This is a genomic window from Streptomyces sp. NPDC056231 (genome assembly GCF_048270745.1).
Classification (GTDB): Bacteria; Actinomycetota; Actinomycetes; order Streptomycetales; family Streptomycetaceae; genus Streptomyces.
Map to the genome: position 1 here is coordinate 145545 of NZ_JBLVKW010000006.1, position 13984 is coordinate 159528.

General features: G+C 68.4%; 17 protein-coding genes. 5 read left to right on the forward strand and 12 right to left on the reverse strand.

From position 1 onward, the window contains the following. The first annotated feature begins 6 nt into the window (after positions 1–6). The 4 genes from dnaK to ACNPQM_RS08115 all read left to right on the forward strand — a co-directional run bounded on the left by dnaK (position 7) and on the right by ACNPQM_RS08115 (position 4233). A complete protein-coding gene (gene dnaK / locus ACNPQM_RS08100) occupies positions 7–1860 on the forward strand; it encodes a molecular chaperone DnaK (protein ID WP_384373318.1) in 1854 nt (617 codons plus the stop codon). Continuing rightward, positions 1857–2507, forward strand: coding sequence for a nucleotide exchange factor GrpE (grpE, locus tag ACNPQM_RS08105; RefSeq protein WP_418083459.1), 651 nt, complete (start codon positions 1857–1859; stop codon positions 2505–2507). Before dnaK ends, grpE begins: the two co-directional genes overlap by 4 nt. A gap of 93 nt (positions 2508–2600) precedes the next feature. Then, positions 2601–3788, forward strand: a complete 1188-nt coding sequence (gene dnaJ, locus ACNPQM_RS08110) for a molecular chaperone DnaJ (RefSeq protein WP_358857002.1) — start codon at positions 2601–2603, stop codon at positions 3786–3788. Position 3789: 1 nt separating this feature from the next. Then, the gene (locus ACNPQM_RS08115) at positions 3790–4233 is read left to right on the forward strand and encodes a heat shock protein transcriptional repressor HspR (protein ID WP_358857003.1); all 444 of its coding nucleotides are present in this window, start codon (positions 3790–3792) and stop codon (positions 4231–4233) included. A gap of 65 nt (positions 4234–4298) precedes the next feature. Here the strand turns inward: ACNPQM_RS08115 and ACNPQM_RS08120 are convergent, their stop codons facing one another. Genes ACNPQM_RS08120 through ACNPQM_RS08155 form a run of 8 tightly spaced genes read right to left on the reverse strand, consistent with a single transcriptional unit; the run spans position 4299 to position 11221 of the window. After that, entirely contained in the window at positions 4299–4553 is a 255-nt protein-coding gene (locus tag ACNPQM_RS08120) for a hypothetical protein (RefSeq protein ID WP_358857004.1), read from the reverse strand. A gap of 12 nt (positions 4554–4565) precedes the next feature. Continuing rightward, complete coding sequence (locus ACNPQM_RS08125) at positions 4566–5417, reverse strand: peptidoglycan-binding protein (protein ID WP_418083460.1); 852 nt, start codon at positions 5415–5417, stop codon at positions 4566–4568. A gap of 12 nt (positions 5418–5429) precedes the next feature. Next, the gene (locus tag ACNPQM_RS08130) at positions 5430–6071 is read right to left on the reverse strand and encodes a hypothetical protein (RefSeq protein WP_358857006.1); all 642 of its coding nucleotides are present in this window, start codon (positions 6069–6071) and stop codon (positions 5430–5432) included. Between the two features lie 52 nt (positions 6072–6123). Next, the gene (locus tag ACNPQM_RS08135; protein ID WP_358857007.1) at positions 6124–6270 is read right to left on the reverse strand and encodes a hypothetical protein; all 147 of its coding nucleotides are present in this window, start codon (positions 6268–6270) and stop codon (positions 6124–6126) included. Next, positions 6270–8639: a hypothetical protein gene (locus tag ACNPQM_RS08140; RefSeq protein ID WP_418083461.1), complete on the reverse strand. Its 2370-nt coding sequence runs from the start codon at positions 8637–8639 to the stop codon at positions 6270–6272. Before ACNPQM_RS08140 ends, ACNPQM_RS08135 begins: the two co-directional genes overlap by 1 nt. Further along, positions 8626–9474, reverse strand: coding sequence for a hypothetical protein (locus ACNPQM_RS08145; RefSeq protein ID WP_358857009.1), 849 nt, complete (start codon positions 9472–9474; stop codon positions 8626–8628). Before ACNPQM_RS08145 ends, ACNPQM_RS08140 begins: the two co-directional genes overlap by 14 nt. A 7-nt stretch (positions 9475–9481) precedes the next feature. Continuing rightward, a complete protein-coding gene (locus ACNPQM_RS08150; RefSeq protein WP_358857010.1) occupies positions 9482–10552 on the reverse strand; it encodes a hypothetical protein in 1071 nt (356 codons plus the stop codon). Between the two features lie 30 nt (positions 10553–10582). Then, positions 10583–11221, reverse strand: a complete 639-nt coding sequence (locus ACNPQM_RS08155) for a hypothetical protein (protein ID WP_418083462.1) — start codon at positions 11219–11221, stop codon at positions 10583–10585. 110 nt (positions 11222–11331) lie between these two features. Between ACNPQM_RS08155 and ACNPQM_RS08160 the strand changes: the two genes are divergently transcribed. Next, positions 11332–11979, forward strand: a complete 648-nt coding sequence (locus ACNPQM_RS08160; protein ID WP_418083463.1) for a hypothetical protein — start codon at positions 11332–11334, stop codon at positions 11977–11979. Positions 11980–12035: 56 nt separating this feature from the next. Here ACNPQM_RS08160 and ACNPQM_RS08165 read toward each other — a convergent pair whose 3' ends face one another. The 4 genes from ACNPQM_RS08165 to ACNPQM_RS08180 form a co-directional block, all read right to left on the reverse strand. Continuing rightward, the gene (locus tag ACNPQM_RS08165) at positions 12036–12329 is read right to left on the reverse strand and encodes a hypothetical protein (protein WP_358857013.1); all 294 of its coding nucleotides are present in this window, start codon (positions 12327–12329) and stop codon (positions 12036–12038) included. Between the two features lie 116 nt (positions 12330–12445). Then, positions 12446–12736 (reverse strand): hypothetical protein, encoded by a 291-nt coding sequence (locus ACNPQM_RS08170; RefSeq protein ID WP_358857014.1) that lies wholly within the window; start codon positions 12734–12736, stop codon positions 12446–12448. Positions 12737–12814: 78 nt separating this feature from the next. Next, a complete protein-coding gene (locus tag ACNPQM_RS08175) occupies positions 12815–13411 on the reverse strand; it encodes a phage tail protein (protein ID WP_358857015.1) in 597 nt (198 codons plus the stop codon). Between the two features lie 77 nt (positions 13412–13488). After that, positions 13489–13890: a hypothetical protein gene (locus ACNPQM_RS08180; protein WP_358857016.1), complete on the reverse strand. Its 402-nt coding sequence runs from the start codon at positions 13888–13890 to the stop codon at positions 13489–13491. Between the last annotated feature and the right edge of the window lie 94 nt (positions 13891–13984).

A 13984-nucleotide genomic window follows, 5' to 3' on the forward strand; every position in this document is an offset into this window, starting at 1 on the left:
ATTGAAATGGCACGTGCGGTCGGCATCGACCTGGGCACGACTAACTCCGTCGTCAGCGTTCTCGAAGGCGGCGAGCCCACCGTCATCACCAACGCCGAAGGCGCCAGGACCACGCCGTCCGTCGTCGCCTTCGCGAAGAACGGCGAGGTTCTGGTGGGCGAGGTCGCCAAGCGTCAGGCGGTGACCAACGTCGACAGGACCATCCGGTCGGTCAAGCGCCACATGGGCACCGACTGGAAGATCGACCTCGACGGCAAGAGCTTCAACCCGCAGCAGATGAGCGCCTTCATCCTGCAGAAGCTGAAGCGCGACGCCGAGGCGTACCTGGGCGAGAAGGTCACCGACGCGGTGATCACCGTTCCGGCGTACTTCAACGACTCCGAGCGTCAGGCGACGAAGGAGGCCGGCGAGATCGCGGGCCTGAACGTCCTGCGCATCGTCAACGAGCCGACCGCCGCCGCGCTGGCGTACGGGCTCGACAAGGACGACCAGACGATCCTCGTCTTCGACCTCGGTGGCGGCACCTTCGACGTGTCCCTCCTGGAGATCGGTGACGGCGTCGTCGAGGTGAAGGCCACCAACGGTGACAACCACCTCGGTGGTGACGACTGGGACCAGCGCGTCGTCGACTACCTGGTGAAGCAGTTCGCCAACGGTCACGGTGTGGACCTGTCCAAGGACAAGATGGCTCTCCAGCGTCTCCGCGAGGCCGCGGAGAAGGCGAAGATCGAGCTGTCCTCCTCGACGGAGACCACGATCAACCTGCCGTACATCACGGCGTCCGCCGAGGGCCCGCTGCACCTGGACGAGAAGCTCACGCGCGCTCAGTTCCAGCAGCTCACCGCGGACCTCCTGGACCGCTGCAAGAACCCGTTCCACAACGTCATCAAGGACGCGGGCATCCAGCTCTCCGAGATCGACCACGTCGTTCTCGTCGGTGGCTCGACCCGTATGCCGGCCGTCGCCGAGCTCGTCAAGGAGCTCACCGGTGGCCAGGAGGCCAACAAGGGCGTGAACCCGGACGAGGTCGTCGCCATCGGAGCCTCGCTCCAGGCCGGTGTCCTCAAGGGTGAGGTCAAGGACGTCCTGCTGCTCGATGTCACCCCGCTGTCTCTCGGTATCGAGACCAAGGGCGGCATCATGACGAAGCTCATCGAGCGCAACACGACGATCCCGACCAAGCGGTCCGAGATCTTCACGACGGCCGAGGACAACCAGCCGTCCGTCCAGATCCAGGTCTACCAGGGCGAGCGCGAGATCGCGGCGTACAACAAGAAGCTCGGCATGTTCGAGCTGACCGGTCTGCCGCCGGCCCCGCGTGGTGTCCCGCAGATCGAGGTCGCGTTCGACATCGACGCCAACGGCATCATGCACGTCGCCGCCAAGGACCTCGGCACCGGCAAGGAGCAGAAGATGACCGTCACCGGCGGCTCCTCGCTGCCGAAGGACGAGGTCAACCGGATGCGTGAGGAGGCCGAGCAGTACGCGGAGGAGGACCACCGCCGCCGCGAGGCCGCCGAGTCCCGCAACCAGGGCGAGCAGCTCGTCTACCAGACGGAGAAGTTCCTCAAGGACAACGAGGACAAGGTTCCCGGCGACGTGAAGACGGAGGTGGAGACCGCGCTCACCGAGCTGAAGGAGAAGCTCAAGGGCGAGGACACCGCCGAGATCCGTACCGCCACCGAGAAGGTCGCGGCCGTCTCCCAGAAGCTGGGCCAGGCGATGTACGCCAACGCGCAGGCCGAGGGCGGCCCGCAGGCCGAAGGCCAGCCGGGCGCCGAGCAGGCCAGGGCCGATGACGATGTCGTCGACGCCGAGATCGTGGACGACGAGAAGGACGCCAAGGGCGGTGCGGCGTGACCGAGGAGACTCCGGGCTTCGAGGAGAAGCCCGACGTTCCCTCCGGCGCCACCTCTGACGACGCCGATCCGAAGGCTGCCGCCTCTTCCACGGAGGAGGAGGCGGCCCCGGCCGGGGACGTGAACCAGACCGCTGGTCTGACGGCGCAGCTGGACCAGGCACGCAGTGCGCTCACCGAGCGCACCGGCGACCTCCAGCGGCTCCAGGCCGAGTACCAGAACTACCGCCGCCGCGTGGAGCGGGACCGGGTCACGGTCAAGGAGATCGCCGTTGCGGGTCTCCTGAGCGAACTCCTGCCCGTGCTCGACGATGTCGGCCGCGCCAGGGATCACGGCGAGCTCGTGGGCGGGTTCAAGTCGGTGGCCGAATCGCTGGAGACGGTCGTCGCCAAGCTGGGCCTGCAGCAGTTCGGCAAGGAGGGTGAGCCCTTCGACCCGACGATCCACGAAGCCCTGATGCACTCGTACGCGCCGGACGTCACCGAGACGACCTGCGTGGCGATCCTGCAGCCGGGGTATCGCATCGGCGAGCGCACCATCCGCCCCGCACGGGTGGCGGTGGCCGAGCCGCAGCCGGGCGCGAGCCCCACGGCGGCAAAGGAAGAGAAGACAGACGACGAGGAGAGCGGTGGCACCGAGGAGGTCTGACATTTCGTCCGACCACCGCGGGGCCCACCGCCCGGTAAGGCGACCGGCCCGCGGGCCGGTCGCCCGGCCGATCGTCCGGAAGGAGGGACGTCGATGAGCACGAAGGACTTCGTCGAGAAGGACTACTACAAGGTCCTCGGCGTCCCCAAGGACGCCACCGAAGCCGAGATCAAGAAGTCGTACCGGAAGCTCGCCCGCGAGTTCCACCCGGACGCGAACAAGGGCGACAACAAGGCGGAGGAGCGCTTCAAGGAGATCTCCGAGGCCAATGACATCCTCGGCGACGCCAAGAAGCGCAAGGAGTACGACGAGGCACGCGCCCTCTTCGGCAACGGCGGCTTCCGGGCCGGTCCCGGTGGCGCGGGAGGCAACTTCAACTTCGACCTGGGTGACCTCTTCGGAGGCACGCAGGGCGGAGGTCCCGGCGGCCCCGGCGGATTCGGCGGCGGTGGCGGTCTGGGCGATGTCTTCGGCGGGCTGTTCAACCGGGGCGGCGGTACGGGGACACGCGTGCAGCCGCGCCGCGGGCAGGACATCGAGTCCGAGGTGACGCTCAGCTTCACCGAGGCGGTCGACGGGGCCACGGTCCCGCTGCGGATGTCCAGCCAGGCGCCCTGCAAGGCGTGTTCGGGCACCGGCGACAAGAACGGCACCCCGAGGGTCTGCCCGACCTGTGTCGGCACCGGACAGGTGTCGCGCGGCAGTGGCGGCGGTTTCTCGCTCACCGATCCCTGCGTGGAGTGCAAGGGCCGGGGCCTCATCGCCCAGGACCCGTGCGATGTCTGCAAGGGCAGCGGGCGGGCGCGTTCGTCGCGCACCATGCAGGTCAGGATCCCGGCGGGCGTCTCCGACAGCCAGCGGATCCGGCTGCGGGGCAAGGGTGCCCCGGGCGAGCGCGGCGGACCGGCCGGCGATCTGTACGTCGTCGTCCATGTCGACGCCCACCCCGTCTTCGGCCGCAAGGGCGACAACCTCACGGTCACCGTGCCCGTCACCTTCGTGGAGGCGGCGCTCGGCGGCGAGGTGAAGGTCCCGACGCTCGGCGGACCGCCCGTCACCCTGAAACTTCCGCCCGGCACCCCCAATGGGCGTACGATGCGCGCCCGCGGCAAGGGCGCCGTACGCAAGGACGGCACCCGGGGCGACCTCCTGGTCACCGTCGAGGTGGCGGTCCCCACGGGCCTCACCTCCGACGCCCAGGACGCGCTGGAGGCCTACCGGAAGGCGACCGCGGGGGAGGACCCGCGGGCGGAGTTGTTCCAGGCTGCGAAGGGAGCTTGAGGTGGACGGCCGACGACGTAATCCGTACGAACTGACCGATGACTCACCGGTGTACGTGATCTCGATCGCGGCCCAGCTCTCGGGCCTGCATCCGCAGACACTGCGCCAGTACGACCGCCTCGGCCTGGTCTCCCCGGACCGCACGGCCGGCCGTGGCCGGCGCTACTCGGCCCGCGACATCGAGCTGCTGCGCACGGTGCAGCAGCTGTCGCAGGACGAGGGCATCAATTTGGCGGGGATCAAGCGCATCATCGAACTGGAGAACCAGGTGGCCGCGCTCCAGCAGCGCGTGGCCGAACTCTCCGCGGTGGTGGACGGTGCCGCGGCGGCGATGCAGCAGCGCGAGGCGCAGGTGCGCGCGTCGTACCGGCGCGATCTGGTGCCGTACACGGATGTGCAGCAGGCGAGCGCGCTGGTGGTGTGGCGGCCGAAGCGCGACGGCTGACGCCGTAGCACGTACGAAGGGGCCGGGAGGTGTGAACCTCCCGGCCCCTTCGCGGTGTGCACGGGTCATTTCCCCGCGGATTGCCAGAGCGAGAGAGCCAGCGCAGTGCACGACGTCACTGCGGCGAGCGACGGCAACGGCCAGCGGGTGCGCTCCAGGGCGTCGAGCCGCTCCTCGTGCTCGCCGAGGGCCTTGTCGGTCTGGTCGGCGCGTTGCAGCAGCAGCGCCAGGTCTCCCCGGGTAGTGGCGAACCCGACGTCGACGGAACGGTGCAGCCGCTGCAGTTCCCGGGCGATGTGCTCGGCCTCGGACTGTGTCATCGCGGGGCCTCCTCAGATGCGGGGAACGCGCAATCGGTCCCAGCTCGTACGTCCCGGGATGCCGTCGGCTGCGGCGCCGCTGTAGCCGAGCCTGCGCTGCCAGGCCGCGTAGGAACGGCGGTCGGCCTCACCCCACACGGGCCCGGGACCGACCTCGTACCGGCCGCAGCCCTCGCTGACCAGGCGCCGGCCGACGGCTGTGACGAGCGGGCTCCGCCGGCCGGCCACGAAGAACGCGGCGCCGGGAAACGTCTCGTACGCACGATCGGCGGGTCCGGTGGACGATGTGCCGAGGCGGGCAGCGATACGACTGCGCAGGGAGGCCATCGAGAACGACGGGTCGATCTTGCGCCGGGTCCACTCCTTGTGCGCGATCGCACGCTGCGCGGACCAGCCGTGCGCCCGGCAGATCGCGGCCGACAGCCGTTCCACGGCGATGAGCTGGGCGGCGGGGTAGGGGTCGCGCCCGTTGCCGAGGTTCTCGATCTCCAAGCCGTAGAAGCGGGCGTTGCCGTCCACGGTGTCCGGGCCGGGGGCGGGCACGGATGCCTCGGCGCGTACGGCATCGAGGACGGCGGCCGAGCCGTTGCCCGCGTGGTTGGTCCGCCCGTACCCGACGAGATGGACCGTGCCGTCCTTGGCCACCAGGCCGATGCAGAGCGGGCCGGGCAGGTCCGGTGTGCCGGTGCGGCACAGGGTCAGGCTGTCGGTGCCCGCGGTGTGATGCAGCATCACACCGTGCACCGGGCCCCAGGGGCCCTTGTGATTGCGGTTGTGGGTCTTCCAGTTGCCGTGTTCAAGGACGCGGACGCCCTCGTCGCGCAGGGCGCGGACGAGGGCGTCGGCGGACAGAGGCGTCGCCATGCGCGGGGTCCTTTACATCATGGGTGTGACGGTCACGAAGCGGTAGATGAAGGTGGCCGTGTTGGTGGCGGCCGCCGACTTGTACGCGGCGGTGGCCGTGTAGATGCCGTTCGCGGTGAGCCCGGTGACCTGGAACTGCGAAGAGACGGAGGCCTGGTTGGTGCCGGTGACGATCGCCGCGCGCGTGTCCGCCGCGGCCAGCGTGACCGTCGTGCCCTGCCGGATGTTCGCCGACATGAGCGACGCCGAGGTCGTGTTGCCGCTGATCCGTGCGCCGACGGTGACCAGCACCGAACCGCCGGGCGGTGCGGTGAAGGTGACGGCCGTCGGGTCGCCGGTGGATCCGGTGAGGGTCTCCACATAGGCGGTGGACAGGGTGGTTCCGGTGGCGGCGTTGGCCTTGTGCGCGGGGCCGGGCGCGACCAGGGCCCAGTAGCTTCCCGTGTAGTAGTGGAGCCGGCCTGGAGTGGTCAGCCAGACGAGCATGCCGGCGACGGGGGCGGTGACCTTGGCATCACGGGTCGCGGCATCGGCGAAGCGCAGCACCGTGCGGCCATCGACGGCCTCGGCGAGCGACTGGATGTGGAGCGGGACATTGGCGGCGTCGGTGGACTGCGGGTAGGGCAGACTGCCCAGCGGGGTCAGCAGGGACATGGCAAGACCTCCGGTCGGTGGTGAGGAGAAGGAGAGGGCGCCCGCGACGGGCTCAGCCCTCGGCGGACGGCGGCAGGATCTGGGGGTCCGTGCCCACGACGCCCGTACTTGCGGCCGGACTGTCGATGGGCACAGGAAGCGCCGCGCCGGTGTCGGGTACGGAGCCGTCGACAGGTGGCTCCACGGGCGGTTCGCTCATCACGCACCTCCCGTCGCCGTCAGCAGGGCCCGATAGGTGGGCTCGCCCGCCATCAGGTCGGCCAGCGTGGCGTACTGGGCCGTGACCTGGGCGTACTTGCGCTGCGCGCCGTAGGAGGGATCGAGCGGACCGTCCGGGGTGAGACCCTCGTCGACCGGAACGCCGTTGTACGAGGTGCCGCGCAGGGTGAGCGTCTGCTGAGGGGCGCCGCCCGCGGTGAAACTGGTGCGCATGCCGACGACCCAGGCGAACGTGTCGAGCTGGGCTCCCGCCGTGTCCACCACGCGGACCACGTCACCGAGCTGGAGACGGGGATCGTGCAGCACCTCGATCTCGCCCAGCACCGGCACCGGGTACTGGCCGGCGATGAGCATGTTCTTCGACAGCAGGCTTGCGGCGGTGCTGTTCTGTACCCAGTCGGAGGCAGGGGCCGTGTACTGCTGCCGCCCGTAGTGCCTCTGGCTGATCGTGTTCCACCAGGCCCAGTTGCGCTGCTTGGGGTCGCCGGTGGCCTTCTGGGGGACGATCCGCACCGACGGCTTGCCGTCCTTGGTGACCGTCCACACGCTTGTCGTACCGGTGTTGGTGAAGCGCGCGATGTAGGAAGGGCCCTCGCGGCGGCAGCTGACCGTGACCACCCCCTTCACCGCCGTGCCACCGGTGACCGCGGTGCCGAACCTCACCCGGTGCCCGTCGTTCACCACGGAGTCGTCGGTGACGACGAGCGGTCCGATGTCGAACTCGTCCTCGGCGATGGCATACGGAACCTCCACCGATTCACCCGGTTTGATCTCCCGTACCACTGTGTCGTCGATGAAGGCTCCGTCGGCCCTGCCGGCAGCGGACCAGTCCTGGTACGGCTGGACGCAGTGGTTGCGACAGGCGTCGATCTCCTCGCTGATGGTGAGCGTGGCGATGTCCCGCCGCGTGGTGACGGTGAGATCCGCTCCGGTGGGCACCTTGCCGAACCGGGCGGGCCCCCTCCAGTGGAAGACGCCCTGCTCGTCGAATTCGGCGGTGGACAGCGTCGCGCGGGCGATCTCGGTGATCGCGTCCCACTGCGACCCCGATACCTTGGGGACGTTGAAGAGCGGCATATCGGCCTCGTCGAGGACCGCGCCCTTGACCCACTTCCCCTTCTGCTCCCACTCGTCGCGGGGGTACGTGGCGGTGTCGGTCCAGATCCGGTCGGTCACCTGGAGGCACTCGACCGCCATGTCGGTGACCATCTCGATGCGGTAGAGCTCGGCGCGAGGCTGGCTCGCCGCGGGATCCGTGTAGGTGCCCATACCGCCGACGAAGTGCGAGCCGTCGGGCCCGGTCAGCAGCGGCTGCACGGTCGGCAGCACACTGGTCCCGGACGACTTGGTGTTGACCAGGAAACCGATGTGCCAGTTGCCCCTGAGGGCCGCCAGCTTGCTGGAGGTCCACTCGAAGTACCAGGCCGGGCCGCCCTGGGTACCGGAATAGATCCTGATCGCCCCGTTGGAGATGTCGAAGACGCCGCTCACATAGCCGTACGCCCCTCCGCTGCGGTCGAACAGGGTCTTGAGCTCGATCTTGTTGCCCCTGGTCTTGGCGGTGCTGACCCAGGCTTCGACCAGGTAGACCTTGCCCGGCACCACGAACCGCGAGCGCGGCATCCAGGAGGCGGTCAGCGCGGCTGCCTTCGGCATCAGCGCCATCTCGAAGGGCGCGCCGTCACGGATCCAGTCGTAGTCGCCGATCCACGGCACCGACTCGGGCTGCCCATAGCTGGCGTTGACGCCGCCGTGCAGGGAGGCATAGAGGACGGTGAACGGAGAGGTGTCATCGGTGTCGGCGAGCGGCGCCCGGGGCGGCGGGCAGCTGTCGATCCCGCCCTGGCGCAGCAGCTCGTCCACGCACCAGGCGGTGGACGCGATCCGCCGGCCGGTGGAGACGCCGTGGTACGGCCGGGGAAGCGAGGCGGGGCCCCGCAGCCGCTCGGCGCCGTCCAGGGCCTGGATGGTGACCGTGTCACTGCCGGAGGCGGCGCTACGGGAGCGCACGGTGCCACGGAAGGCCGGCAGGGTGTGACCGGCCACGCCCGTCTCATGGACGACGGACTGACTGGGGCGTACGACATCGCCGGTGGTACGCCTGGCCCAGGCGGAGTACAGGTGCGGAGCGGGGACCCCGTCCGCGCCCGTGAGCTGCGCCTCGAACTGCGCTGCCGCGCTGCCGCTGAACGCCCGCATGGCTTCCGGGAGGTCGGTGCTGTAGGCGCGCTCGACCTTCCAGGACTGCAACTGGGCACCGAGGTCCTTGCCGCCGAGACGGGTGGAGTGGACGGGGGCGCGCTCGGGGGCCGCGAGGGCGGCGTCGAGCTTCTGGTCAGACGGCTGCACTACGCACCTCCACCAGGTCGATGCTGACGTTCCGGTACGGCAGGCGGCTGGCCGGCGTATCGGTGTAACCGGTGACCGACATGGCGGGGCAGCCGTCGCCCAGGGCGAAGGCCGTCGGCGCCTCGCCGATGGTCAGACAGGCACCGGCCAGACCGGTCATACCGGTCGCGCCGGGGCTGCCCACGGGTGTGACGAACGCGGCGCCTGCGGGGGCGGTGCCGGTGACCACCGAGGCGGCGGCGCTGGTCGTGCTCATATAGGCGCCGTCCCGGTCCTTCCAGTCCAGCTGGGCCGTGCACAGGCCCGCACTCCAGTCCGGCGGCACCATCCAGGACACCTGCATGCCCGGCATCACCGGCCAGCCGGACCAGACGCCGTGCCGCCAGCCGATCTTGGTGGCGGGGTCCTGGCAGTCACCGAGGACGGTGTCCCCGATGAACGGGGCGATGGTGAACGACCCGTTGACGGTGAACCAGTGGTCCGCGCCGCCGGCCTGCTCACTCTGCCCGGCTGCCTGCAGCGGGTCGAGCAGATTGCTGGACACCGGGTCCAGCAGGGCGACCGGTCCGGCGCCGGCGTTCACCGCACTGCCCAGCATTCCGGGGCCGTTGATCCGCCGGGCGAGCCGTACGAGATGGTCGGCGTCGCCCGGCTCCAGCCACTCCCAGGAGAACTTCAGACGACGGGTCGTACGCGCGGGCGCGACGGTGGTGATCTGCCCTTCCAGCGACCGGAACTCGCTGACGTTCAGCTCGGCGCTGCGGTCCCAGCTCCTGGCGGACTGGCTGATCTCACGCATGAGACCCGGCTTGCCGATCCACAGATTTCCTGCCATGGGTTCCTCACCTCCGGGCGAGTTGGCGCTGTCCGGCGAAGACGGCGCGGGCGATGGTCTGGGAGTCGACCTCGACGTGTACGGGACGGTCGGCGAGCCGCTCCATGGCCTGCGCGAGCCGGTGCAGCGCGGCGCCTCCGCCGTTGTGGCGGCCGAGCATCCGCTCCAGCTTGGGCAGCGGGATGACGGCTTCGTGCTCGCCCGCCTCACCGATCAGTGCGAGCGTGCCGCCGCGGCGGGCCTGGACGATGCCGCCCTGGGCAAGGGCGGGGACCGGGATGCTGGGAAGGTTGAACGCGAATCCCTTGCCGCCGATGACAGGCACCCAGTCCGGCACCTTGAACTTGACGTGGTTCAGTCCGCTGATGAGCGCGTTCAGGCCTCGGACGAGCATCCGGGTGGGCAGCAGGAAGGCGTTGACCACGCCCTTGAAGATCGGCCCGAGGAACTTGGCGGCGGAGGACGAAGCGCTGCGGATGCCGCTCCAGGCTGCGACGAGCCCCTTCCTCACCAGCGCGGCGACCTTGTCCATGTTGATGAACTGCGCGATGAGCGGCCCGAGCAGCGTCATGATCAGCCCGAACGGGCTTGCCGCCATGGCGAGGTTGAGCCCCTTCTGCGCGAGCGACGCGCCCTTGAGACCCTTGCCCAGCTTGCCCATCGACGTGCCGCCCTTGTCGGCGTTCTTGCCGGCCTTGCCGACGGACTTCTCGACCGCGTCGGCCTGCCGCTTGACGTCCTGGAGGGCGTTCTTGGCCTTGTCGGCGGAGCCCTTGAGCTTGTCGAGGGATGACTTGAACTTGTCGGTGCCGGTCCTCGCCTTGCCGAGGCCACTGTCAGCGCCACGGGCCGCGTTCCTGACGGCGTCGAGGCCCTTTCCGCCTTGATCGGCGGATTTCCTCACCTTGGTCAGCGCGGAGGAGACCTTGTCCGACTGCCCCTTGACCCGTGTGAGGGTGTCTGTGCTGCTCCCCGCGCTCCTCCGGAATTTGTCAAGGCCGTTGCTCGTCTGGGTGAGCGATCCCTTCAGGCTGCCGATCGCGGAATTTACCGATGATACAGCTTGCTTGAGATTCATCTGCGTCCTCCTCCTGCGACGGGTGACCGATCAGATTCCGGCCAGTGCTTGGCTCAGCTTGTTAACCGCCCTCTGGGTGGCATTAATCGCCTGGTTGCTCTTATTGGCTGGAAGGCCTCCGGAAGCTCCGCCCGCGTTGCGTAGTTGGCTTCGCAATGCCGTGATGTCCCGGCCGACGCGGTCCGCGGAGTTCTGCGCGTGATTGATGCGCTTGTTCAGTTCACCGGCACGAGACTTCCTGTAGAAAGTCTTGTCCATGTACGTCCGGAGTTTCTCCGGCTGCTTCTTCAGTTCCTCGTGCTCCTTTTTCTCTTTCTCTTTTTCTACCGTTAGTCTTTCGAGTTCTTCGACCTTCGCCTTCCCTACGGCTTTCTTCCAGAACCAGTTGTCCCCCTCTTCTGCCCAGGGGAAGGTGTAGCGGGCATTTCCCAGGATGGAAACCCCTTTCTCGTCGACCTTGAAGAGAGAGAAGTCCGCCTTGACGACGGTCAGTCCCGTGGCCAGGCCGGCCAGGGCGACCTTCATGAGGTCCGCCGTATGGTTCAGGGCGGCGACCTTCATCACCAGAGTGTTCGCTTCCTCCTTCGTGAAGTACAGGCGAGCGAAATCGGGTGTGTTCCAGTCCCAGGTGTGCGGTGAATCGGGTCCCGGTTTTCCGGTACCGGCCATGGCGTACTCGCTTTCGGATAGGGAACCTCGTCGTGGCCTATTGCGTACGACGGCGTCAGATGGAAGACTCGGAGCGGATTTCGATCAGGCAATCAGGGGCGGGGTGCGCGGTGAACGTTGCGATCGGAATATCGGCCTTCGGTGCGACGGCGGGGATTCCTGCTACGGAGAAGGGGGCGGCATGTTTCGCCGTTGAATTATCCGAGCGGCATTTCGGTGGGCCTGGGGCGGGCGTATGGATGTTCACCAACAGGCCGGTGGCCATACCCGCCCCCGGTGCCGGGGAGATAGAAAATTGGGCGAATCAATGGCTCACCCTCGAAACGCCAGAGGAGTGGTCGAGAGGGGAAGAGAAGAACAATGGTCTTGCGCGATTGAGGGAAGACGGTCGGCTCTTCTCCGGCACGCATGATCTGGCGCCCGTGTTGAAGAGGATCATCAGTTCCTCCAGCGGGCTCAGCGGCCACACACTGGCCATGGTGGTCCTGACCGGCCCGCCGCACGACGGCGCTGACTTCATACGAACGGTACGGAGGGCCGCCAGGTATCCGGTCTTCTGGGTCTTCATCGGAACCGGGCCGTCCATCGAACCCGTGGTCCGCCTCGGTGCGGTGGAGACGATTGGATCGGAGCCCGGAGACCCGGACAATTTCGTCATCGTGAAGACAAGAGGCTGGTCCGCATTCACCAAGTGGCGCACCGGCCGCCGCATTCGTCGTGCGGTGACACGTTGGCAGAGGCGGACGCCCACGGGCTGAGCGCGGGCGGAGCCGGACGGGGTGCCGCCCGCAACGGAGGTGGGGCCGCCGGGCGGTCAGGAGAAGAAGGCGCTGAGTTCTGCCGGTGTGGGCAAGGCATTCTCCGTGGTGGCGGTGTCTTCCGGAGCGGTGGAATCGGCGTCCGGGGTGGTGCCGGGCCGGGGGGTCGGTTCCGGACAGTCGAGGGGTTCGGAGTCCATGTCGCGATTAACGGTGGCGAACATCCAGTTCGCCACCGTGAGTTGGTCGACGGCGTTCGCCAGGAGGTGGTCGGTCACCGACCATTCGGCGGCCTCGCCGTGCAGGTCCCGGGCGAGGGCGCTGTCGCGTGGCAGGTGCTGGACGAGCACCGACAGTCGGCGAGAGGAGAGCTGGCCGCGATGCCAGTCCAGCAGGTCGAGGCCGTAGTGGCGGAGAAGGTCTGCCTCAAGCGCCTCGGCGTGCTCTTCGACGAGCTCGCCGAGGCTCAGTCTTCCCCCAGGCCAAGCCCGGTCTCCTTGCCGTACGCCTCCAGGATCGCGGCGATGTCCTGCATGGTGATGTCGTGCTGGTCGAAGCGCGAGAACTGCTGCTCCCCGAGGAGGAGCCGGAGCAGCCCGTCGACGTCATTGTCGTCGAGGTCGCGGAGCTTGCGGGCGGTGGTGCGGGACAGCTCTGTTGGCAGCTCGAACGAGTCCGAGTCCAGATTGAAGGTCCAGGACCGGCCGAGCGCTTCGAGGCGCTGGGCGCGGGCCGCGTTGACGTTGAATCCAGCCATGTGGGGCTCCAGTTCGTAGTAGGAGAGAAGGGCGGTGCCCGGTGCGCCGGATGAGGGCGCACCGGACACCGAGAGGGACTAGGCGAGCGCCGTGTCGCTCACCAGCCACGTGGCGATCGGGTCGGTCGGCTTGTCGCCCGACAGCGCCGTGACGGTGACGCCGAGCTTGATGGCGCCGGTGCGTGCGAGGGACAGCTCCTCCACGTCCGACACCGCGGCATACGGGACGACGAGGCGGTACCGGAGGTCCGTGGTGCCGTTGTTGTCCTTGAAGTCGATGGCGAGGGCACGCTGGTCCTGGCCTCCGGGAGCCCCGCTCAGGTCGAGCTTCTTCGCGGTCGTCTCGGCCGTGCTGCCCGCGGACACCAGCGACGTGGTGCCCGCACCCATGTAGAACTGGAACGTGTCCTTGTTCATCTGCAGCAGCTGGAACTTCAGGGTGACATCGCGGTCCGTGAGGATGAAGCGCGCCGGTGCCATCGACTGCCAGGTATCGATCGGGTCGTTCTTGTCCTTCTTGTTGAACTTGACCCCGTCGGCGGAAGTGAAGCCGAGGTTCACCCAGGGGGTCGTCATCGAAGCCGCCAGGGTGTCGGTCACGGTGGTGCCTGCCGGGGCCACCCAGACGTTGCCAGTGCCGGCGATGCGGACTTCACTGTTCTTGAAACCAGCCATGTGTGCTCCTTGTTGCGAGGGAGAGAGGGGCCCGGCCGGGCGGCCGTAGCCCTTTCGGTAGGTCGAGTGATCGCCGCTCAAGCGGGGCGGATCGACAGCCGGACCGTGGCGAGATAGCGGTTGCCGGCCGGGCGGTTGTAGTCGGGCAGCCAGCGTGGACCGTCGGTCTCGCGCACATCGGTGACGACGGCCGTGCCGTAGGTCGTACCGATCAGCTCCAGGACACAGGCGCGAGCGGCGAGCGCCACCGTGTGTGTGGTGGTCTTGTCGGGCCCGTACACCTCAAGGTCGAGCAGCGGCTGGTCCAGATGCAGGTCGTCGACCCACGCGCCGCCGACGCGGGAGACAAGGACGGCCTTTTGGGTGCCGTCGAACCCGGTGGGCGGACGGTTGTCGACGACGGTGCCGGCCAGTTCGGTCCGGTCCTTGAGGAAGTCGACGACGAGCCGTTCCGCGTCGGGAAAGCTAAGGACGCTCACATGGACGCTCCCTTCGGAGGGGCGGATGGGATGTGCGGACCCGGTTGCGACCCAGGGGAGTGGATTCCGGGCAACACAAAGCGGCAGGTCCGCA